Annotated in this window: 14 protein-coding genes and 1 pseudogene; 9 read left to right on the top strand and 6 right to left on the bottom strand. The window is 65.3% G+C overall.

Annotation, left to right across the window (positions count from 1 at the left end; translation table 11 throughout):
• The first annotated feature begins 31 nt into the window (after window positions 1-31).
• From MRS60_RS24685 to MRS60_RS24675, 3 genes are all read left to right on the top strand, one after another.
• A complete protein-coding gene (locus MRS60_RS24685) occupies window positions 32-652 on the top strand; it encodes a LysE family translocator (RefSeq protein ID WP_034180917.1) in 621 nt (206 codons plus the stop codon).
• 255 nt (window positions 653-907) lie between these two features.
• The gene (locus MRS60_RS24680; RefSeq protein WP_243565714.1) at window positions 908-2,500 is read left to right on the top strand and encodes a S53 family peptidase; all 1,593 of its coding nucleotides are present in this window, start codon (window positions 908-910) and stop codon (window positions 2,498-2,500) included.
• Window positions 2,501-2,573: 73 nt separating this feature from the next.
• Complete coding sequence (locus tag MRS60_RS24675; protein WP_243565713.1) at window positions 2,574-4,250, top strand: S10 family peptidase; 1,677 nt, start codon at window positions 2,574-2,576, stop codon at window positions 4,248-4,250.
• A 77-nt stretch (window positions 4,251-4,327) separates the two neighbouring features.
• Here the strand turns inward: MRS60_RS24675 and nadE are convergent, their stop codons facing one another.
• The 3 genes from nadE to MRS60_RS24660 form a co-directional block, all read right to left on the bottom strand.
• On the bottom strand, window positions 4,328-5,233 hold the full coding sequence (gene nadE / locus MRS60_RS24670; RefSeq protein WP_051983694.1) for an ammonia-dependent NAD(+) synthetase: 906 nt from the start codon (window positions 5,231-5,233) through the stop codon (window positions 4,328-4,330).
• A 247-nt stretch (window positions 5,234-5,480) separates the two neighbouring features.
• A complete protein-coding gene (locus tag MRS60_RS24665) occupies window positions 5,481-6,350 on the bottom strand; it encodes a DMT family transporter (RefSeq protein WP_065501128.1) in 870 nt (289 codons plus the stop codon).
• Between the two features lie 239 nt (window positions 6,351-6,589).
• Window positions 6,590-6,775, bottom strand: coding sequence for a hypothetical protein (locus MRS60_RS24660; protein WP_006480515.1), 186 nt, complete (start codon window positions 6,773-6,775; stop codon window positions 6,590-6,592).
• 216 nt (window positions 6,776-6,991) lie between these two features.
• Here MRS60_RS24660 and MRS60_RS24655 point away from each other — a divergent pair, with 216 nt between their 5' ends.
• Window positions 6,992-7,750 carry a DeoR/GlpR family DNA-binding transcription regulator gene (locus MRS60_RS24655; protein ID WP_034180913.1) on the top strand — a complete coding sequence of 253 codons (759 nt, stop codon included), beginning with the start codon at window positions 6,992-6,994 and terminating at the stop codon, window positions 7,748-7,750.
• 105 nt (window positions 7,751-7,855) lie between these two features.
• Entirely contained in the window at window positions 7,856-9,643 is a 1,788-nt protein-coding gene (locus MRS60_RS24650) for a phospholipase D-like domain-containing protein (protein ID WP_105393487.1), read from the top strand.
• 64 nt (window positions 9,644-9,707) lie between these two features.
• Here MRS60_RS24650 and MRS60_RS24645 read toward each other — a convergent pair whose 3' ends face one another.
• The 3 genes from MRS60_RS24645 to MRS60_RS24635 form a co-directional block, all read right to left on the bottom strand.
• Window positions 9,708-10,382 carry a TetR family transcriptional regulator gene (locus MRS60_RS24645; RefSeq protein WP_111018932.1) on the bottom strand — a complete coding sequence of 225 codons (675 nt, stop codon included), beginning with the start codon at window positions 10,380-10,382 and terminating at the stop codon, window positions 9,708-9,710.
• 115 nt (window positions 10,383-10,497) lie between these two features.
• The gene (locus MRS60_RS24640) at window positions 10,498-11,766 is read right to left on the bottom strand and encodes an NAD(P)/FAD-dependent oxidoreductase (protein ID WP_034180910.1); all 1,269 of its coding nucleotides are present in this window, start codon (window positions 11,764-11,766) and stop codon (window positions 10,498-10,500) included.
• 134 nt (window positions 11,767-11,900) lie between these two features.
• Entirely contained in the window at window positions 11,901-13,481 is a 1,581-nt protein-coding gene (locus MRS60_RS24635; protein WP_243565712.1) for an amino acid permease, read from the bottom strand.
• Between the two features lie 628 nt (window positions 13,482-14,109).
• Here MRS60_RS24635 and amaB point away from each other — a divergent pair.
• The 4 genes and pseudogenes from amaB to MRS60_RS24615 all read left to right on the top strand — a co-directional run bounded on the left by amaB (window position 14,110) and on the right by MRS60_RS24615 (window position 21,911).
• Complete coding sequence (amaB, locus tag MRS60_RS24630; RefSeq protein ID WP_034180907.1) at window positions 14,110-15,621, top strand: L-piperidine-6-carboxylate dehydrogenase; 1,512 nt, start codon at window positions 14,110-14,112, stop codon at window positions 15,619-15,621.
• Between the two features lie 351 nt (window positions 15,622-15,972).
• A pseudogene (locus tag MRS60_RS24625) lies at window positions 15,973-16,293 on the top strand (aldehyde dehydrogenase family protein); the annotation flags it as partial.
• Window positions 16,294-16,704: 411 nt separating this feature from the next.
• Window positions 16,705-17,301, top strand: a complete 597-nt coding sequence (locus tag MRS60_RS24620) for a hypothetical protein (protein ID WP_243565711.1) — start codon at window positions 16,705-16,707, stop codon at window positions 17,299-17,301.
• 8 nt (window positions 17,302-17,309) lie between these two features.
• A complete protein-coding gene (locus MRS60_RS24615; protein WP_243565710.1) occupies window positions 17,310-21,911 on the top strand; it encodes a calcium-binding protein in 4,602 nt (1,533 codons plus the stop codon).
• Window positions 21,912-21,959 lie beyond the last annotated feature (48 nt).

The following is a 21,959-nucleotide window of genomic DNA, read 5'->3' as shown; positions in this document are numbered from 1 at the left end:
AACATATCGTCATTGAAGGAGGGGGCAGAACATGATTTCCACGCATTTGCTGTTGATCTATCTCGCCGCGCTGGCGGCCATTTATGCGGTGCCGGGGCCCGACATGGCGCTCGTGCTGCAGACCAGCATCGGCCGCGGCGTGCGGCCGGGGATGGCGGCGGCGGCCGGCCTGTCGCTCGCGCGCAGCGCGCACGTGACGCTGTCCGCATGCGGCGTCGCGGCGCTGATCCGCAGCGCGCCGTGGCTGTACGAGGTGATTCGCTACGGCGGCGCGCTTTATCTCGCATATGTCGCGATCCAGGTGTTCCGTTCGCCGGTGTTCGCGCTCGGCGAAGGCGACGCGGCGGCGGGCGAGCTGCGGCAGTCGTTCGTGAAGGGACTGCTGACGAACCTGCTGAACCCGAAGGCGCTGCTGTTCTGCTCGGTGCTGCTGCCGCAGTTCGTGCGGCCGGAGGCCGGGCCGGTCGTCTGGCAGATGCTCGAACTCGGCGCGCTGCTGGTCGCGGCGGGCGTGTGCTTCGACCTCGCTTGCGTGTTCGGCGCGTCGCGCATCGCGGCGTGGATGCGCGCGCATCCGCTCGCGCAGACGGTGCAGCGCTGGACGTTTTCCGCGGCGCTGATCGGTTTCGCGCTGCGCCTGTCGATGGACTGAGCGCCGCTGCCTTGCCGCCGCGCAGGTCGACGGGCCGCGCGGTGCCGCTGCGCCGATCGGCGCAGGCCGCGCGCAATGCCGGCCTTCATGCGCATCCCCGCCGCAGAAGGGCATGCGCGCAAATCATCTGACTGTTCTAAACTCCTTTTAATTTCGCGCTGCTGCGAACCGACTGACCGAACGGAACCGACTTCCGCCGGCTATGTCCGATTTCCTGGCTGTTCCGTGCAACGCGGTACCAAGGAGGGTCTGAACATGGCAAGGCATCTTCACGCCGACCGTGAACCCCGAATCGTCGCCGAGTCCAAGTGCCTCGGCCCGTGCGATCCGGCAGAACGCATCCACGTCACGATCATGTTGCGGCGGCAGGAAGAAGGGCAACTCGATACGTTGGTCCAGCAGCTCGCCACCGGCGACGCACAGGCGAAACCGCTGTCGCGCGACGCGTTCGCGCAGCGTTTCTCCGCCAATCCCGACGACATCCGCAAGACCGAGGACTTCGCGCGCCGTCACCAGTTGACGGTCGATCGAGTCGATCCCGTCGAAAGCGTCGTCGTGCTGTCCGGCATGATCCAGCAGTTCGAAGCGGCGTTCGGCGTGAAGCTCGAGCGTTTCGAGCATCGTTCGATCGGCCAGTATCGCGGCCGCTCGGGCCCGATCACGCTGCCCGACGATCTCGGCGACGCCGTCACGGCCGTGCTCGGCCTCGACAGCCGCCCGCAGGCGCGGCCGCACTTCCGGCTGCGCCCGCCGTTCAGGCCCGCGCGCGGCGGTACGGCGGGCGTCACGTTCACGCCGGTCCAGCTCGCGTCGCTGTACGGCTTCCCGGCCGGCGACGGCGCCGGGCAGTGCATCGCGATCGTCGAACTCGGCGGCGGCTACCGTGCGGCCGACATCCGGCAGTATTTCAGCGGGCTCGGCATCAAGACGCCGCCGACGCTCGTCGACGTGAACGTCGGCACCGGCCGCAACGCGCCGTCCGGCGACCCGAACGGTCCGGACGGCGAAGTCGCGCTCGACATCGAGATCGCCGGTGCGATCGCGCCGGCCGCGAAGATCGCGGTCTACTTCGCACCGAACAGCGACGCGGGCTTCATCCAGGCCGTCAACGCGGCCGTCAACGACAAGACCAACAAGCCGTCGGTGATCTCGATCAGCTGGGGCGGCCCGGAAGCGGTCTGGCAGGCGCAGTCGGCGCAGGCGTTCAACCGCGTGCTGCAGGCGGCGGCCGCGCAGGGGATCACCGTGTGCGCGGCGTCGGGCGACAGCGGCTCGGGCGACGGGCTGCAGGACGGCGCCGATCACGTCGACTTCCCCGCATCGAGCCCGTACGTGCTCGGCTGCGGCGGCACGCAGCTCGACGCGCTGCCCGGGCAGGGCATCCGCAGCGAGGTCACGTGGAACGACGAGGCGTCGGGCGGCGGCGCGGGCGGCGGCGGCGTCAGTACGCTGTTCGACCTGCCGGCGTGGCAGCAGGGGCTCGCCGTCACGCGCGCCGACGGCAGCCGCACGCCGCTCGCGAAGCGCGGCGTGCCGGACGTGGCCGGCGATGCGTCGCCGCAGACGGGCTACGAGGTATCGGTCGCCGGCACGGCTACCGTGATGGGCGGCACGAGCGCGGTCGCGCCGCTGTGGGCCGCGCTGATCGCGCGGATCAATGCGGCGGCCGGCGCATCGGCCGGCTGGGTCAATCCGGTGCTGTACAAGAATCCGGGCGCGCTGCGCGATATCACGAAAGGATCGAACGGCACGTATGCGGCGGCGTCGGGCTGGGACGCATGCACGGGCCTCGGCAGCCCGGACGGCGCGCAGCTCGCCGCGATTCTCGCGCGCAAGCCGTCGAGCTGACGCGTCGGCACACGCCTTTTCGTTCGACGCGGGTGTCCTGCCCGCGTCTTTTTTCACCTCCAGGAGCAGCACGATGGGCATCGATTCCGCATCTTCCGGCGGCGTGTATCCGCTGCATCACGGCGACCACAATTCGCATGGCGTGCCGCCGACCATCAATCCGGTCGCGCTGAGCCACGGCCGCGACCAGCCGTTCTTCGATCCTGTTGCGTACGGCAACGGCCCCGACGATTCGGTGACCGACACGACCGAAGCGGCCGCGATCACGCATCACACGATCCTGATCGACGGGAAGCGCATCGCGTACACGGCGACGGTCGGCCATCTCGTGACGGTCGACCCGAGCAGTTCGCAGCCGGCCGCGAAGATCTTCTACGTTGCGTTCACGGCCGACGGCGCGAAGGAGGAAACGCGGCCCGTGACGTTCTTCTACAACGGCGGGCCCGGTTCGTCGTCGGTGTTCGTGCTGCTCGGCTCGTTCGCGCCGAAGCGCATCAAGACGTCGATGCCGAGTTTCACGCCGCCCGCGCCGTACCAGATGGAAGACAACCCGGACAGCATGATCGACCACAGCGACCTGGTGTTCATCAACCCGGTCGGCACCGGCTATTCGGCGGCCGTCGCGCCGAACAAGAACCGCAACTTCTGGGGCGTCGACCAGGACGCGGATTCGCTGAAGCAGTTCATCAAGCGCTACCTGACGAAGAACAACCGCTGGAATTCGCCGAAATACCTGTTCGGCGAATCGTATGGCACCGCGCGCAGCTGCGTGCTCGCGTACAAGCTGCACGAGGACGGCGTCGACCTGAACGGCGTCACGCTGCAATCGTCGATCCTCGACTACCGGCAGGCCGGCAACCCGGTCGGCGCGCTGCCGACCGCCGCGGCCGACGCGTGGTATCACAAGAAACTCGGCGTCACGCCGGCGCCGGCCGATCTCGGCGCGTTCGTCGAGGAAGTCGCGCAGTTTTCGCGCACCGACTACCTGAACGCGCTGCGCAAGGCTCCGCATGCAGACCCGGCCGCCGTGCAGAAACTGTCGCAATACACGGGCATCGACACGGCGACGCTGCAATCGTGGAGCCTCGACATCGCCGGCTACGACGCGCGCGGCAATTCGCTGTTCCTGACGACGCTGCTGCATGCGCAGGGGCTCTCGCTCGGTTCGTACGACGGCCGCGTGACCGCGATCTCGACGGGCATCGCCGGCAAGATCGACCCGAACTCGGGCGGCAACGATCCGACGATGACGGCCGTGACGGGTGTCTATACGGCGATGTGGAACAGCTACCTGAACGAGCAGTTGAAGTTCACGTCGAATTCCGCGTTCACGGACCTGAACGACCAGGCGTTCCGGAACTGGGATTTCGGCCACATCGACCCGACCGGCGCGCAGCAGGGCATCGATGCGCAGGGGAACGTGATCCTCTACACGGCCGGCGATCTCGCCGCGGTGATGGCGCTGAACGTCGACCTGAAGGTGCTGTCGGCGAACGGCTTGTACGATTTCGTCACGCCGTTCTACCAGACCGTGATCGACCTGCAGCAGATGCCGCTCGAGGATCAGAAGGTGCGGCAGAACCTGTCCGCGCGTTTCTATCCGTCGGGGCACATGGTGTATCTGGACGGCGGTTCGCGCACCGCGCTCAAGCGCGATCTCGCGACGATGTACGACGTGACGGTCAGCGATACGGGCGCGCGGATGCGGATTCGCGCGCTGCAGGCGAAGAAGACGGGCGGGCACGCGTAGCGTTGCCCGTCGTTTGGTTGCCGCGCGTCGCCGCTACGGTGCGCGCGGCGGTCAGGTTCCGGCGCGGGGCTGGCCGGTCACGCGGCCGCAGCGCCGGATTGCGACGCGGCGGTATTTTCGCGTGGGTGGCCGGCTTGCGCGGTCGGCCAGTCGAACGGCGTGTACGGCAGCGCGCGCTTGTGGCGCGAACCGTCGTAGAAGCGCAGCACCGTTTCGTACACATGGTCGCTGACCGGCTTGCCTTCGAGGAAATCGTCGATCTCGTCGTAGCTGACGCCGTATGCGTGCTCGTCGGGACGCAGCGGGCGCAGTTCTTCGAGATCGGCCGTCGGCACCTTCATCACGGTCGCTTCGTCGCCGCCGAGCGCGCGGGCAACTGCGCGCACGCGGCGCTTGCTGAGGCCCGCGAGCGGCAGGATGTCCGCGCCGCCGTCGCCGAACTTCGTGAAGAAACCCATCAGCGATTCGGCCGCGTGATCGGTGCCGATCACGATGCCGCGCCGTGCGCCGGCCACCGCGTACTGCGCGATCATGCGCTCGCGCGCCTTGATGTTGCCGTGCACGAAATCCTGTTGCGCGGGCGTGTCGAACGCATGGCCGGATGCGACCAGCGACGCGAGCATCGCATCGGCGGCCGGTTTCACGTCGACGGTCAGTTCCTCGTCCGCGCGCACGAACGCGAGCGCGCGCTGCGCATCGGCTTCGTCGTTCTGCACGCCGTTCGGCAAACGCATCGCGATGAAGCGCGCATCGTAGTCGTCGGCGCGCAGGCGTTCGACCGCCAGTTGCGCGAGCCGCCCGGCCGTCGACGAATCGACGCCGCCGCTGATGCCGAGCACGTAGGTCCGCAGGCCGGTCGAACGAAGGTATTGCGCGAGGAAATCGACGCGGCGGGCGATCTCGGCCTCGGCGTCGAAGTGCGGGGCGACGTTCAGTTCGGCAATGATCGCGCGTTGGCGGCTGGCGTAATCGGCGGATGTCATGAAGGTGGTTCCGGAACGAAATGCAAGGCGCCCATCATAAGCGCAATCGCGGCGGGGCGCCGCGCCGGGCGTGCGATCCGGCCGTCTGGCGTTGCTTCGGCGAGACGCGCTGCGTCGCCGTGGTGCATGGTGCGCCGGGCGGGTGCGGGATGCCGCGGGACGGGGGGCCGTGAGGCCGGCTTCGATGAGTTTGAGCTTGCCGGCAAGCGTCGGCGCGGCCGCACGGCCGCGCGCATGTGCGCCCGCGTCAGCGCCGCGCGAGCACGACGCCCGCCAGCGCGAGCGCGAAGCCGAACAGCTGGATCGCCGCGAGCGTTTCGCCGAACAGCAGGTAACCCTGCAGCGCGGCAAGCGGCGGCGCGAGGAACAGCAGCGACGTCGCGCGCGCCGCGTTGCCGCGCCGTAGCATCCACATCAGCATCGTGACCGCGCCGCCGGACAGGAACACGACGCCCCACACGAGCGACACCCACAGCGCCGGCGCGCCGATCCAGCGCGTTTCATGAAGCAGCACGACGAAGATCGCCGCGACGATCGCCGCGCCGAAGTTCTGCACGGCGACCGCGGTGCGCAGGTCGCTCTGCGCGAGCTTGCCTTTCTGGTACAGCGAGCCGGCGGTGATCGACCCGACCGCGAGCACCGATACGGCGACCACGAACCACGCAGGCGCCGCACCCGGCGGCGGCGCGACGCCGCCCGCGACCTTCGGCGCCAGCACGAGCGCGACGCCGGCGAGCCCGAGCGCCATCCCGAACCAGCCGCGCGCGGGCAGGCGCTCGTTGAACAGCGGGACGGCGAGCACGGCGGTGGCGAGCGGCTGCAGCGCGCCGAGCAGCGCCATCACGCCCGCGTTCAACCCTTGCGCGACGGCCCAGTAGCTCGCGCCGAGATAGACGCCCTGCAGCAGCGCGCCCGCGATCAGGTGGCGCGGCCACTCGCGGCGGGCCGGCCACGGCGCGCGCGCGACGAGCGCAACCGCGCCGAACAGCGCGGCCGTACCCGCGAAACGCGCGAGCAGGAACAGGTTGGGATCGGCGTAGGGCTTGATTGCCCGTGCAACGATGAAGCCGGTGGACCACAGCGCGACGAAAGCGGCGGCGACGATCGAGGTAAGCATGCGAGGCGGGCCGCGATGCGGCCGGACGGAACCGTAAAGTCGGCCAGTATCGCGGGAAGCGGCACCGGCGTCTTGTCGAATCCTGCACTCGGACCGCGCATCGTGCGAATGCGCCGACGGTCGTTGGGTGCCGGGCATCCGGCTTCCGCCGCGGGCCGGCTATCGGCGGGCGCGAGCGGGGCGCGGACGGGTGGGACGCCGCACCGCTTGCGATGAGGGCAAGCGCGAAGCTGCGGAGATCAGTCGATCGAGAACGTGTCGAGCGGCTGGTTGGCGCGCGCGTCGGTCGCGAAGCGCGCGGCGAGCTGCTCGTAGAGCCGGCGCGCCTCGTCGAGCGTCAGGTCGATCCAGTACGGATCGCCGGCCGCATCGTTGAGTCGTTCGGGCGGAAACTGGATTTCGATCACGCTGCCTTTGCGATACATGGTGCGAGCCCCTTTGCTTGGTCTGTCGTTCGGCGAAGCGCAAAGTGTAGCAACCGGCGGCGTGCCGATTCGCGCGCGTCAGGCAATACAGAATTTCGCTTTCGGGGAATGCGGCCGGCCGCCCGGCCGCGTTTCGCGCCGCAGTCAAATACCGGTAAAGCGGCCGTAATACAATGGCCAGCTTACCCATTACCAGTCGCCCCGGGCGCACACGCGATGCTGGCGGAACAACGTCATCAATACATTCTGTCGGAGCTCGGACGGTCGGGCGCGTTGTCGGTCGCGGAACTCGTGCGCTCGCTCGACGTGTCGCGCGAGACCGTGCGGCGGGACCTGAACGCGCTCGCCGCGCGCGGCCTGCTCGTGATGACGCACGGCGGTGCGCTGGCCGCCGACCGCCGCGAACCGAGCCTGTCCGAGCGCGAAGCCGCGAACGCCGAAGCGAAGCGCACGATCGGGCGGCGCGCGGCCGAATTCGTGCCCGACGACGCATCGGTGCTGATCGATTCGGGCAGCACGCCGCATGCGGTCGCGCTTGCGCTCGCCGACCGGCACCGGCTGTCGATCTACACGAACGACTGGCGCACCGCGTTCGTGCTCGCGCGGCGCAACGGCAACCGCGTGACGCTGCTCGGCGGCGAGCTGTCCGACGACGAAGACGCAACCTTCGGGCTCGACACGATCCACCAGCTCGCGCAATACCATGTCGATTTCGCGTTCGTCGGTGCCGGCGGCATCACGGCCGACGGCGAGTGCACCGACTACTCGCGGATCGCGGCCGAAGTGCGCAGCCGGATGATCGCGGCGGCCGGCACGGCGATCATCGTCGCCGACCATTCGAAATTCGGCCGCGTGACGCCGGTACGGATCAACGGCGCGGCCGCCGCGCGCTATCTCGTGACCGAACGCGCACCCGACAAGGCCGTGCGCCGCGCACTGACCGTGCGCGGGATCGAACTGCTCGTGTGCGACTGACGCGCTTCCGACATACAAGGTTCATCGGACCGTCATCCTGCGGGAAGAACCTCTGCCGACACTGACCCATTCATTTCGACCGGCCTCGCGGCCAGGGAGCAACGAATGACCGTCAGCGTGCGCAGCTATCTTTCCCCCACTCTCGTCCTGCTGGCCTTCGACTGGGCCGATGCGCAGTCGCGCAACGATTTCCTCGGCTTCGCGATCCGGCGCACGCCGGGCTTCTGGTCGGCCGACGGCAAGACGCGCGCGCCGGACAGCTGGCTGCCGAACCGGCTGACGTTCGACGGCCCGGCCGCCGACACGCAGGGCGACGCGCCGACCGACCAGGCGCCGATCCAGAAATTCATGTGGTGGGACGCGCGCATCGATCCGCAGGACCGCGGCGCGTCGTTCCGCTACGACGTGTATCCGGTCGTCGGCACGCCCGACAATCTGCAGGTGCTCGACGCGCAGGTCGGCGTGTGCGACGTCGTGTTGCCCGCGCATATCGAGGACGGCATCGGCACGTGGTTCAACCGCGCGGTGGTGAGCTCGCAGGCGTTCGCGAAGCAGGTCGCGGCGCTGGGGCTCGCGCCGCATGCGGCACCGAGCGATGCGCAGGCGCTGAAGCTGCGCACGTGGCTCGCGAACGACATGGAGCAGGTGTTCGCGGAGATGCTCGACCCCGCGTCGCGCGCGGCGTCGGCGGTCTATCACCTGACCGACACGCTGTGGGCGCTGCCCGCGTTCGAAGCATTCGGGCGCAAGCACGGCGACGCGTCGCTCGCGATCGTCTACGACGCGCACACGACGGCGCGCAAGGGCCAGCCGCCGCTGCCGTCGCCGAACCAGCCGGCGGTCGACGCGCTGCAAGGGCTTGCGACGCTCGCGCCGCGCGACAGGACGCACATCATGCACGACAAGTTCATCGTGACCGATGCGCCGTCGAACCCGGCGCCCGCACGCGTGCTGACCGGTTCCGCGAACTTCACGACCGAGGGGCTGACGGAGCAGGCCAACGTGCTGCATGCATTCGACTCGCCCGCGCTCGCCGCGCTGTACAACGATCGCGCGCATGCGCTGGCCGGCAATCCGTCGATCGCGGAGACGGCGCGGCTGTCGCCGGGCTGGTCGGTGCCGATGACGATCGGCAGCGCACAGGTGCGGCTGGCGTTCTCGCCCGAACCGGCGGGGCAGCGCACCGAGATCGACACGATCGTCGCCGCGATCGCGGCCGCGAAGCATTCGGTGTCGTTCTGCCTGTTCATGCCGACCGACGCGGCCTTGCGCGACGCGTGCTTCGCGGCCGGCGACCGCGGGCTGATGATGTTCGGGCTGGTGAACAAGATCAACATCGGCAGCGCGACGAAGGCCGATGCCGCGCAGCAGGCCGGCCAGCCGCTCGATGCGGCGACGCTCGCGAACCTCGAGCTGTATCACCGCAGCCGCAACAACCACGACGTGATCGATGCCGAGTACTTCTCGCCGGCGACGGTGCCGCAGGGCTTCGAGCCGGAATTGCGGCAGTTTCCGGGCGAGCCGGCGCCGGCCTATCCGCCCGTCGTGATCCATCACAAGTTCATCGTGATCGATGCGGAAGGCGCGAATCCGGTCGTGTATACGGGCTCGGCGAACATGAGCCGCAATTCCGAGCAGTACAACGACGAGAACCTGCTCGAGATTCGCGACGAGCGGATCGCGGCGATCTATCTGGCGGAATTCCTGCGGCTCTACGAGCACTATCGCGCCCGTGCGCTGGCGATCGGTGCGAAGCAGCACGGCGCCGGCACGGGCACGCATGCGCGGCTCGCGCTCGCGCCCGATTCGAGCTGGGCGAAGAAGTATTACGTGGCGGGAAGCCCGGAAGAGAAGGCGCGGATCGCGCTGGCGTCGACCGCGTCGACGGATTGATGCGGGAAGGGCACGGTTGCTTCATGCCCCGGGGGCGCTGCCCGGGAGCCCGGGCAGCCGTCGCTTACGCGGCGACGTAGCGCAGCACGGCGTCGGTGATCGTGTCGCGATGCCGCGCGCGCAGGCGCGGCGCCGACGGGTCGCGGCCGAACGCGGCGCCGAACGTGTAGCGGTTCGACACGCGGTGGAAGCAGAACGAGCTGATCAGCAGGTGCAGGTCGAACGCGTCGATGTCCTTGCGGAACGCGCCGCTTGCCGCGCCGCGCTCGACCAGTTCCTCGAGCGTCTTGATGATGCTGACGTTGCGGTTCTTGAACGACTTGAGCTGCTCGAGATACTTCGCGCCATGGATGTTCTCGATCGACACGAGGCGGACGAAGTCGCGATGCTTGTCGTGATAGTCGAACGTGAATTCGACGAGGCGGCGCATGCCTTCGCGCGGCTCCATGTCGCCGACGTGCAGTTCCTGCTCGAGCGCGCGGATGTCGCCGTACACCTTCTCCAGCACGGCCTCGTACAGGCCTTCCTTGCTTTCGAAGTAGTAATAGAGCATCCGTTTCGTCGTGTTCGTGCGCTCGGCGATCGCATCGACGCGCGCACCGGCGAGGCCCATCGCGGAAAATTCCTGCGTGGCGACATCGAGGATGTTGCGCTTGGTTTGCTCGGGATCGTATTTGCGCCGCGCGTCGGACGCAAGCGCGCGGCTTTCGGACGTGGCGGCCTTGCTTCCTGCTTTCATGTGAATTTGTTCTGGCTTCGCGGCGGCTTGGACGAGGCATTCTAGCATGTGGGAAATCCGCGTCCTGCCGACCTTCCGCTCTAATCGGCGGGCAGTTGCGGCCGCCGCGGGGCGCTCAGCGGCGGCAGGACGCGAGCGCGTCGCGGGCCTGATATGCCGTGTACGTGAGCTGCGCGGCGGCGAGGCCCGCCAGCCCGAACGTGCGCGTGAGCCCGAACGCGGCGAAGCCGTCCGGCACCGGCCGGCCTTCGGCCAGCGCGGCCGCGAGCGTTTCGCCGGCGACCGTGGTCGGCGCCATCCCGTGGCCGCCGAACGCGATCGCGTGCCACACGCCGTCCGCGTCGCGGCCGATCTGCGGCATCTTGTGCCGCGCATAGCTCATCAGCCCGCCCCACGCGTAGTCGACCTTCACGTCTTCGAGTTGCGGATACACGCGCAGCAGGTCGCGCCGCAGCAGGCGAGCGATCGCGTCGGGGCCGCGGTCGAGCACCGAGATCCGGCCACCCCACAGGATGCGCGTGTCCTTCAGCGGGCGGTAATAGTCGAACGCGAAACGCGTGTCGTAGATCGCGTACGGCGCGTCGATCGCGTCCGGCAGCCGCGCGCCGAGCGGTTCGGTTGCGATCACGTAGGTGGCGATCGGCAATACCGCGCGTTCGATGCGCGGCGACACGCCGCGCGCGTAGCCGCCGCCGGCGAACACGACGTCCTTCGCGCGCACCGCGCCCTGCGCCGTGCGCACGACGTACCCGGCGCCTTCGCGTGCGATGCCGAGCGCAGCCGAGCGCTCGTACACGCGCGCGCCGCCGTGCGATGCGGCCGCCGCGACGCCGAGCACGTACTTGAGCGGATGGAAGTGGAATGCGTTCGGCTCGAACAGGCCGCCGTAATAGCGCTGCGTCTTCAGCCGCGTGCGCAGCGCGTCCGTCGACACGGGTTCCCAGTCGACGCCGAGTTCACGCTTCATCAGCGTACGCACGCTGTCGAGCCGGGAAGGATCGTCGAACCAGTTCGCGAGCATCACGCCCTCATCGACGATGTCGCAGTCGATCCCGTAGCGCGCGATCCGCGCGCGGATCAGGTCGACCGCATCGACGGTGAGCCGGTACAGCCGGCGCCCTTCGTCGCGGCCGAGCGTGCGCAGCAGGTCGGCGTTGTCGAGGCTGTAGCCGCCGAATACGAAGCCGCCGTTGCGGCCCGATGCGCCGAAGCCGACCCGTTCGCTGTCGAGCACGACGACGTCGCGCACGCCGCGCTCGACGAGGCCGAGCGCCGTGCACAGGCCGGCGAGGCCGCCGCCGACGATGCAGACCTGCGTGTCGATCGGGCCGGTCAGTTGCGGGTAGGGCTGGCGGGTAACGGTGGCTTCGTAGAAGTTCTGCATGCGATTTCGTTGACTCTTGACGGCGGAAAAACGGACGGCGCGCGTCGATCTTGCCTGAACGCGCGCGCCGCGTCGAATGGGGGCGCAGGGCGCCGGCTGCCACGACCGGGCAGCGGCCGGCGCGAGGCGGGCCGTCAGGCGCCCGGCGCCGGGTTGGCCGGGCGGGCGACGTAGCCCGCGTAGCCGGTTTCGGCCTGCGGTGCCGCTTCGGGCGTCGCGTTGCGTTCGATCCACGGCGCGATCTCCATGTCCTCGTAGCGCACCAGGCGGCATTTGCGCACGAGCGCGTAGCCGAGCCAGATCGCGAGGAAGAACGGCAGGCCGATGTAGGTCGCGGCGATGCCGGCCCAGTCGACCTTGTCGGCGAGGAACGCCTGGTAATCCTGGCCGAGCGCGACGACTGCGCACAGCGCGAATGCGAACAGCGGGCCGAACGGGAACCACTTCGACCGGTACGGCAACTGGTCGAGCCGATAGCCCTGCTTGAGGAAGCCCTTGCGGAACCGGTAGTGGCTGACCGCGATGCCGAGCCACGTGATGAAGCCGGCCATGCCCGACGTGTTCAGCAGCCACAGGTAGACGGTCTTGTCGCCATACAGCGACGTGAGGAAACACAGTGCGCCGACGACGGTCGTCGCGTACAGCGCATTGCGCGGCACGCCGCCCGGCGACAGCTTCGCGAACAGCTTCGGCGCGCGTCCTTCGACCGCGAGGTTGTAGAGCATCCGCGTCGACGCGTACATGCCCGAGTTGCCGGCCGACAGCACGGCCGTCAGGATCACTGCGTTCATCACGCCGGCCGCGAATGCGAGGCCCGCGTGGCGGAACACCAGCGTAAACGGGCTCACGCCGATGTCGGTCACGTCGCTCTTCAACAGGCTCGGGTCGGTATAGGGAATCAGCACGCCGATCACGAAGATCGCGAACACGTAGAACAGCAGGATGCGCCAGAAGATCTGCTTCACCGCGCGCGGGATCGTCGTGCGCGGGTTCTCCGATTCGCCGGCCGCGACGCCGATCATTTCGGTGCCCTGGAACGAGAAGCCCGCGATCATCGCGACGCCGAGCATCGTCGCCCAGCCGCCGGCGAACGGCGCGTCGCCGATCGTGAAGTTGCCCCAGCCGGCGCTCGGGCCGCCCTGCATGATCCCGAAGATCATCAGCAGGCCGACGCCGACGAACGCGAGCACCGTCAGCACCTTGATCAGCGCGAACCAGTATTCGGCTTCGCCAAAGCCGCGCACCGACAGCGCGTTGAGCGCGAAGATCAGCGTGAGGAACAGCGCGCTCCACCAGACGCCCGGCACATGCGGAAACCAGTAATGCATCACGAGCTGCGCGGCGACGAGCTCCACCGCCAGCGTGACGGCCCAGCTGTACCAGTAGTTCCAGCCGAGCGCGAAGCCGAAGCCTTCGTCGACGAACTTCGCGCCGTAGGTCGCGAACGAACCCGACACGGGCATGAACGCGGCCATTTCGCCGAGGCTCGTCATCAGGAAATAGACCATCAGGCCGATCACCATGTACGCGAGCATCGCGCCGCCGGGGCCGGCCTGCGAGATCGACGCGCCGGACGCGACGAACAGGCCCGTGCCGATCGAGCCGCCGATCGCGATCATTCGCAGATGGCGGGCCTGCAGCGCGCGGTGGAGGGACGGCTTCGCGGGCGGCGAGCCGGACGGACGGGGCGAATCGGGGCGGGCATCTGAATGCATGGCGGGCGCTGGGCGCTGTCTCCGGGATTGTTTTTCGGCGACGAAGCGCGACGCGTTGCCGGCCGGGCAGCGGTGGTGCTTCGCGGGAACGGGCCGGATGAGCCGGGCCGCGATGCGTGTCGCGTTCGTCTGTCGTCCGGCTGCCGTAGTGGCGGCCGGCGGCGCGCCGGGTGCGTTGCACCTCGACGTCGCACCGATTGTGTGTGCCCGATGCACGAGCGGCAAACGATATTTCCGAACAGGGTGATGCGGCTTTGTCATCAACTTGCATCGCGTTGGGACGCGTCTGGCCGCCCTGCTACGGGCTTTGGAAACGTCCCGTATCGGCACTGAAAAGCATCGGTCCGGGCCGCCGAGGTGTTGCGTTTTGGGAATGAAGTCGTGAGTTAATATCAATAGCGGCCCGACTTGTGGCCGCCGACAATGTGTTTCATGGATCGTGCCTCGCGAGGCTGGGGCGCGCCGTCCGGCCGGGCTTTCCGGCGGCGGCGCAGCGCGATGCGCCGTGCGGCGCACCGGGCCTGCCGAGCTGCGCATCCGCTTGCACAGGGCGCGCGAACGCGCTCCAATCGAATCACGCGGGCGGCGCTGCCGCCGCACCGATCAATCTGTCCCTGAAGAGGAAGTGATGCAATTCAACGACATTCTTGCCGCGCTCGATATCGATCTCGCCCAGTGGAAAGGCAATGCGCTGACCGCGCGTTCGCCGCTCGACGGCGCGACGCTCGCGACGCTGGCCGTCGACACGCCCGCCGACGCCGAGCGCAAGATCGACGCCGCGCACGACGCATTCCTCAAGTGGCGCACGGTGCCGGCGCCGGTGCGCGGCGAGCTCGTGCGCGTGTTCGGCAATGTGCTGCGCGAGCACAAGGCCGCGCTTGGCCACCTCGTCACGCTCGAGGCCGGCAAGATCACGTCGGAAGGCCTCGGCGAAGTGCAGGAAATGATCGACATCTGCGATTTCGCGGTCGGCCTGTCGCGCCAGCTTTACGGCCTCACGATCGCGTCGGAGCGCCCGGGCCACCGGATGATGGAAACGTGGCACCCGATCGGCGTGTGCGGCGTGATTTCGGCATTCAACTTCCCGGTCGCGGTGTGGGCGTGGAATGCGGCGCTCGCGTTCGTGTGCGGCGACCCGGTCGTGTGGAAACCGTCGGAGAAGACGCCGCTTACCGCGATCGCCTGCCACGTGCTGCTCGGGAAGGCGCTGCGCGAGTTCGGGAAGACGCATCCGGGCGTCGCGCCGGAAGGGCTGAGCCAGCTGGTGCTCGGCATGCGCGATGTCGGCGAGGTGCTGACGGCGTCGAAGAAGGTGCCGGTCGTCAGCGCGACGGGCAGCGTGCGGATGGGCACGGAAGTCGCGAAGGTGCTGAGCCAGCGTCTCGCGCGCGGCATCCTCGAACTTGGCGGCAACAACGGGATGATCGTCGCGCCGAGCGCCGATCTCGACCTCGTCGTGCGCGCGGTCACGTTCGCGGCGGTCGGCACGGCCGGCCAGCGCTGCACGACGCTGCGCCGCTTGATCGTGCATCGCAGCATCGTCGAGCAACTGCTGCCGCGCATCGAGAAGGCGTATGCATCGGTGAAGGTCGGCAGCCCGCTCGAAGAAGGCACGCTGGTCGGCCCGCTGGTCGATCGCGCATCGTTCGACGCGATGCAGAAGGCGCTGGCCGATGCACGCGAGCAGGGCGGCGAAGTGAAGGGCGGCGAGCGCGTCGACGTCGGTCACGCGGATGCGTACTACGTGCGTCCGGCGATCGTGCGGATGCCGAAGCAATCGGCGGTGGTCGAGCGCGAGACGTTCGCACCGATCCTGTACGTGATGGTCTACGACAACTTCGAGGATGCGATCGACGTGCACAACGCGGTGCCGCAAGGCCTGTCGTCGGCGATCTTCACGAACGACATGCGCGAGGCCGAGCAGTTCATGTCGGCGGCGGGCAGCGACTGCGGGATCGTCAACGTGAACATCGGCACGAGCGGCGCGGAGATCGGCGGCGCGTTCGGCGGCGAGAAGGAAACGGGCGGCGGGCGCGAGTCGGGTTCGGATGCGTGGAAGGCTTATATGCGTCGCGCGACGAATACGATCAACTACAGCCGGCAACTGCCGCTGGCGCAGGGGGTGAAGTTCGACGTGTGATGTCGCGCGGCGCGCGTGGCGCCGCTTGACGATGAAACGGGCCGGTTGCCGCGATGCGGTGCCGGCCCGTTGTGTTTGGGGCGCTCGGGAATCGTGCGCGTCGGCGTCAATCGGAATTACCGACCCGGGCCGGCGACGAACGCGCGGTGTCCGGGGACGATGTCGTGAGCCTTCGCATCGAGCGCGGACAGACTGTTCGAGTCGAATACGCGCCGGCGCGCAACGTCCGTTACTTCTCCACCGTCGGCATGTTCTGCACGACCAGCATCTGCGGGCTCGACAGCGTGATCCCCGCCGCACGCAACTGCTTCAGGATCTCGAACAGCAGATCGCTCTTCGTCGAACTCGCGATTGATGGTCTACGACAACTTCGAAGATGCGATCGACGTGCACAACGCGGTGCCGCAAGGCCTGTCGTCGGCGATCTTCACGAACGACATGCGCGAGGCCGAGCAGTTCATGTCGGCGGCGGGCAGCGACTGCGGGATCGTCAACGTGAACATCGGCACGAGCGGCGCGGAGATCGGCGGCGCGTTCGGCGGTGAGAAGGAAACGGGCGGCGGGCGCGAGTCGGGTTCGGATGCGTGGAAGGCGTATATGCGTTGCGCGACGAATACGATCAACTACAGTCGGCAGCTGCCGCTGGCGCAGGGGGGGGAGTTCGACGTGTGATGAGGGAGCGTTGTTGACGTGTATTGTGTGCTAAGTGTATATAGTGACTGACAATACGTCATTATTTTGTTGTTAGCGGAAAAGCCGGCCAAAGTGCCGGCTTTTTTGTTTTTTGCTGGAATTGATTGGGTTGCAGGTTTGAACAGTAGATTTGGTGAATGGATCAATCGATGTGAAGCCGTGAGATAGGGATCAGACAAGTACGGAATTATTTTCGTTGTTTCGTATATGTATGAAAATTAAGCGTTTGCTTGTTTTCTTTCAATTCTTTCTATATCTTCGCGACATGGCATCTCGCGGTTCGGTGACGTGATGTGGGGCTGTCAGTCGATCGTATGTTTATATTTTGATTAGGTATCCATACAAAAATAAGCGCGAACCAAGATAATGTGCTATTGCCGATAGTGGGAAGTGGATGATCGACGTCGAGGGTCAACGTTGGGTGAGGGTGATGTCGTGAGGAAGATTTTTGTTTTATCCGTGCTTTCTGTTTTTGTCTCTGCTTGTGCAATTAATTCCGTGGAAGATTACCCGGTCAGATCTCCAAAGAATTTTTTGATCGATGTCAAGGCCGTTGTGGATTCTGGTGATCTTGAGAATGTTGGATTTGTTGCGAAGCGGTTAAGGATTGACTACAAAGTTGACCTGAGGGAACCAGTTCGCGATAGGAATGGATCGATTGAGGGGTATGGGGTTGATGTGAAACGCATAGCATCCTCTAAAGAATACGAGAAGAAAAGGGGTTTTGATTATGGAATATTCTGGCCTGTGAAGGGGGAGTTTTATAGAGCAGGATTATCGCTCCCGATTGATGCTGGGGCGATATGTATCACGCCATACGATCTGCTCGAAGTATTCGGTGATGTTGAAAAATATCCGGTTTCTCATCGGACGTGGTGGGCGTACATGTATGAAAGGAAGGATATAGACGCCAGGGTGGTTTTTTCTATTGACCGTGGTGGTTGTATTAGTGGTGTTTATATTTCGATGAATCGCGAGAGAAAGTGAGGCGGATAATGAAGATAACTGGTCGTGAAGAATTGTTTCGAGATGTGAAGTTGGGGCAAGAAACTATTGATCTGATCAATAAGAGTCCGCTTCTCGTGGATCAAATAATTAAATACAACGAAGGTGTTGTGAGTAAAGAGTTGGCGCCAATTAAGGTTGACGCAGGTGAGCGGGGAATATTCTGGGATCATCGGCGGCCAGCGATTGTGTTTGGGAGTTATGGTGAGGTGGCGTTCGATGGACTCGATCCACGTGTTTTGGTCGGCATTTTGAGTCACGAGATTGGTCACTATATCAACGATGCACGCGATCAAGCTCGGGAGCGGCACCATGCAACTGAGATGCGGGATGACTATCATTTGTCAGCGATGGTGGGAGTGACAAAAGAGGCCGCGGCTGCCTATAACAACTGGTTGGTATCCCGGGAGATCGCGAAAAACGGAAGTGTGTTGATTCCCGTACTGGGCGATCGCCCGGACCACGACACAGCCCCTGGATTTGACCTCAACAGCGCGCTGACCAAAGTCTACGACGCAAACATCGGGAAAATGCCTGCCGACGTGCTGGAGAAGGTCATGATCGAGGTGGCGGGAAACTATCTGGCTCGAGCACGCCCTGGAGCGGATCCGGATACCACGTACTATGAGCAAAACGGAGTGGCTTACGGAGCGATGGGCAAACGTTTGTCTCAAGCACCTGTCGCGGGCGTGAGTTATTCGCTGGACCTGGCGACGGGTTTTATCAAAACCACGACGCTGACATTTTCTACCGGTGTGAAACAGATCAACCAGTACGTCAGTGGGGCACTGGGTACTGCAACGTTGTACGGGCCGAACGGCCAGATGACGGAATATGTAAGATACGCGACGAATGGTGCCAGGCTTCAAGAGACTCACTATGCCGATGATGGTCGAGTCACTACCACCAAAACCGACACCAACGGCGACGGCGTCTTCGACAGCATCAAAACCGAGACCCGTGTCAGCGATGGCGCAAGCGTAGTCCGCGAAGACACGAACGGCGATGGAATCGCCGACCGCAACATCGTTGTGAGCAACGGCCGTCGCTACGACCTGTCGAACGTGCGCGATGCATTCATTGCCGACAGCCTGTTGTCACGCTATCGTGCCACCGGCCTGCTGAGCGGCACGAGTTATCTGGACCTGAGCCAGATTATTTCCCGGACGCTGACCTATGGCGGAAAAAACGACTATGGGTTCACGATGCCGCCAGGCTGGCAAAACCCGATCGGCGCATTCTACGAAGCGAAAAGCGTCGCACTGGATGCGGCTGTATCGATTGCAAACAAGACCCCGGTGCTGCTCGATGCTCAGCGGCGCGGCCTGAGCGCGGCCGCGCTTCGATCGCTCGACGCCAATCGCGACGGTAAGCTTTCAGGTGCGGAATTGAACGGGCTGCAAGTCTGGGTCGATACCAATGAAGATGGCATCGGCGACGCGGGCGAATTTCGAACGCTCGGGCAGGCAGGGATTTCCGAGATCCGCGCTATCGACTACGACATCCTGACCCGCGGCAACGATTGGTATGCGGCGGGCCCTGTCGCTGCGCCGTCGAAGGGCAGCGACGTTGCGGGCCAGCCCGGGAAAATTTTTCTTGCCCCCGCCGTTCCGTTTTCAAACTATCGGGCATTGCGCGACACCGACAACACGTACTGGATCAATTCCAGTCAGTTCATCCACTTCGTTGCGAGTCGGATAAAGGTCAACAACGGCAATCGAACCTATCTCGTCGGAACCGATGGCAACGACGTATTCGACGCGAACTACTACGCCGCATACGGTCACTGGATCAACAGCGACCTGCTCGAGAACTTCCTCGCCGGCGGCGGCGACGATGTAATGGGTGGCAGCTTGCGCAACGACAATCTTTGGGGCGGGGCGGGCAACGATAAGCTGTTCGGCTATGACGGCGACGACCGGTTGTACGGCGAAGAAGGCAACGACGAGCTTCAGGGTGGTGCAGGGAGCGACGTGCTCGACGGGGGCTCCGGCAACGATTCCCTGTTCGGCCAGGCCGGTAACGACATCATGAACGGCGGCGATGGTGACGACATCATGATGGGCTTCACCGCATTGAACGAAGCCAAGCAGACACTTGCACCGGGCGAAACGGACGACGACGTCATGTACGGCGGTGCCGGCAACGACCAGATGTGGGGAGGCCTCGGCAACGACTACATGGACGGCGGTGATGGCGCGGACCTCGTCTGCGGTGGTCAAGGAAATGACACGGTGTACGGCAGTGCGGGCGATGACGAATTGCACGGTAACGAAGGCAACGATCGGCTTCTCGGCGAAACCGGCCATGACCGGATATTCGGCGAAGCCGGCGACGACGTGATCTGGGGCGGCGATGGTGACGACGTCCTGGTCGGATTCACCGCCAGCAACGACGCGAAGCAGTGGCTCGCCGACGGCGAAACCGACAATGACACGCTGTATGGCGGCAACGGAAACGACGCACTGTACGGCGGCCTCGGCAACGACTACCTCGACGGCGGCAACGACGACGATTTCCTCGATGGTGGCGAAGGCGACGATAGGCTCTTCGGCGGCACCGGAAACGACGAGCTGAACGGCGGCAACGGCAACGACGCGCTGTCGGGGGAAACCGGCAACGACAAGATCTTCGGCGGCGCGGGCAACGATACGATCTGGGGCGGTGATGGGGACGATATTCTCGTCGGCTTCACTGCCACCAATGACGCGAAGCAGTCTCTCGCCGCGTGGGAAACCGACGACGACACGATCTACGGCGGAGCCGGCAACGACCTGATTCTCGGTGGCCTCGGCAACGATCTGCTTTATGGGGAAGCGGGCAACGACGAAATTCAAGGCGGAGACGGCCACGACCGGCTGTACGGCGGAGACGGCAACGATCGTCTGTTCGGTCAAGTCGGGAACGACATCCTGTACGGTGGCGCAGGCGACGATTTGCTGGTGGGCTTCACCGGTGACAACGAGGCGAAGCGGACGCTAGGCCCCGGCGAGACCGACAATGACTATCTCTACGGTGGAGAAGGCAACGACACGCTCCTTGGCGGTCTGGGCGACGACTATCTCGACGGTGGGGCCGGCGCGGATCACATGGAAGGCGGCGAGGGCAACGATACTTATATCGTGAACAGCGTCAATGACGTGATTCTCGAATACGCAAACGAGGGTTACGACACGGTAATCAGCAGCGCAAACTACATTCTCAACGCCAACCTTGAAGAGTTGAGACTCGTCGACGGATTCAACATCAATGGCACGGGCAATGCGCTCGATAACCGAATCGTCGGCAACAGCGCAGACAACATCCTCGATGGCGTTACCGGTGCCGACACGATGATCGGCGGAAAGGGCAACGATACCTACTACGTCGACAATGTTGGCGACCGCGTCGTCGAATTCGCCGGCGAGGGCATCGATACGGTGCAGAGCAAGATCAGCTATACGTTGGGCGAACACGTCGAGAACCTGAACCTGCTGGATTTCGGCAAGCCGGAACAAGGGCTCGTCGATGGCGTGGCCGTTCACGTCTACGGGTACCCGAAAGCCAACGAACTGGATTACATGCAAGGCGATGCGGTGCCGAGGTTCCAGGGAACGTGTGCGCTGACGTCGATCGCGAATTTGCTTACGCAGACCGGTACGCCGACTACCGAGGGAGACGTCGTTCGGCGCGCAATCGACAACCAATGGGCCGTCACCACTCCGGCTGCAACGGATTACCAGCGAGGCGGATCGAATTACGTTCAGCAACAGGCACTGCTCAAGAGTTACGGTATTGCAAACAACCTGCTTGCCGGATACGACGAGCATGCGGTTGCGAATCTCATCCGCAGTGGTCGTGGCGTGATACTGGCGCTGAACTCGGGTCGGCTTTGGGAAGACAATGCTTATCTCGATGGCGGCGGCGCGAATCACGTCGTAACCGTGACGGGCGCGGTTTATGGAGACGCTGATGGCGAGCTCAAAGGCTTCTATATTGCCGACTCGGGCCGCCGGCGCGTCAGCGACATGACGCGCTACATCAGCCTTCAGGAGTTCCGGGCGGCCGCCAACGTACCGAATGCCTACGCGATCTACACGGCCGAGGCGCTGAAACTGTGGAACGAGGACATCGACGGCACGGGTAACGCACTCGACAACACGATCATCGGCAACCGGGGCAACAACGTGCTGGATGGCGGTGCCGGCAATGACATTCTGGTCGGTGGCCTGGGCAACGATACCTATCGATTCGGTCGCGGGTCCGGCCGCGACACGATCCGGGACGACGACGAAACGCTCTGCAACAGCGATGTGATCAGCATCGGCGCAGGCGTATCTGCGGATCAATTGTGGTTCCGTCACGTCGGCAACGACCTGGAGATCAGTATCCTTGGCACCAGCGATACCGCGACGGTTCGGGACTGGTACCTGGGTTCACGGTATCAGATCGAGCAGATCCGGGTAGACGACGGTCGGACACTCGTCAACGCCGATGTCGAGAAGCTGGTACAGGCCATGGCGGTATGGTCGCCGCCGGCCGCGGGGTCGGTCACGCTGTCCCCTGAGCATCAGGCCGCGCTTGCGCCGACGCTGGCGACGAGCTGGCGTTAATTCCGGTTCCCGAAGGTCGATCCGTCCGGTTGCACATTACGTGCGACC

The sequence above is a fragment of the Burkholderia pyrrocinia genome (genome assembly GCF_022809715.1).
GTDB lineage: Bacteria > Pseudomonadota > Gammaproteobacteria > Burkholderiales > Burkholderiaceae > Burkholderia > Burkholderia pyrrocinia_C.
Note: the sequence above shows the minus strand (reverse complement) of the source record. Positions and strands in the feature narration are given on the sequence as shown.

What these genes read in the sequence shown, in the direction of transcription:
- MRS60_RS24685 (WP_034180917.1), top strand. Translation starts at nt 32, where the DNA reads ATGATTTCCACGCATTTGCTGTTGATCTATCTCGCCGCGCTGGCGGCC.
- MRS60_RS24680 (WP_243565714.1), top strand. Translation starts at nt 908, where the DNA reads ATGGCAAGGCATCTTCACGCCGACCGTGAACCCCGAATCGTCGCCGAG.
- MRS60_RS24675 (WP_243565713.1), top strand. Translation starts at nt 2,574, where the DNA reads ATGGGCATCGATTCCGCATCTTCCGGCGGCGTGTATCCGCTGCATCAC.
- nadE (WP_051983694.1), bottom strand. Translation starts at nt 5,233, where the DNA reads ATGACATCCGCCGATTACGCCAGCCGCCAACGCGCGATCATTGCCGAA.
- MRS60_RS24665 (WP_065501128.1), bottom strand. Translation starts at nt 6,350, where the DNA reads ATGCTTACCTCGATCGTCGCCGCCGCTTTCGTCGCGCTGTGGTCCACC.
- MRS60_RS24660 (WP_006480515.1), bottom strand. Translation starts at nt 6,775, where the DNA reads ATGTATCGCAAAGGCAGCGTGATCGAAATCCAGTTTCCGCCCGAACGA.
- MRS60_RS24655 (WP_034180913.1), top strand. Translation starts at nt 6,992, where the DNA reads ATGCTGGCGGAACAACGTCATCAATACATTCTGTCGGAGCTCGGACGG.
- MRS60_RS24650 (WP_105393487.1), top strand. Translation starts at nt 7,856, where the DNA reads ATGACCGTCAGCGTGCGCAGCTATCTTTCCCCCACTCTCGTCCTGCTG.
- MRS60_RS24645 (WP_111018932.1), bottom strand. Translation starts at nt 10,382, where the DNA reads ATGAAAGCAGGAAGCAAGGCCGCCACGTCCGAAAGCCGCGCGCTTGCG.
- MRS60_RS24640 (WP_034180910.1), bottom strand. Translation starts at nt 11,766, where the DNA reads ATGCAGAACTTCTACGAAGCCACCGTTACCCGCCAGCCCTACCCGCAA.
- MRS60_RS24635 (WP_243565712.1), bottom strand. Translation starts at nt 13,481, where the DNA reads ATGCATTCAGATGCCCGCCCCGATTCGCCCCGTCCGTCCGGCTCGCCG.
- amaB (WP_034180907.1), top strand. Translation starts at nt 14,110, where the DNA reads ATGCAATTCAACGACATTCTTGCCGCGCTCGATATCGATCTCGCCCAG.
- MRS60_RS24615 (WP_243565710.1), top strand. Translation starts at nt 17,310, where the DNA reads ATGAAGATAACTGGTCGTGAAGAATTGTTTCGAGATGTGAAGTTGGGG.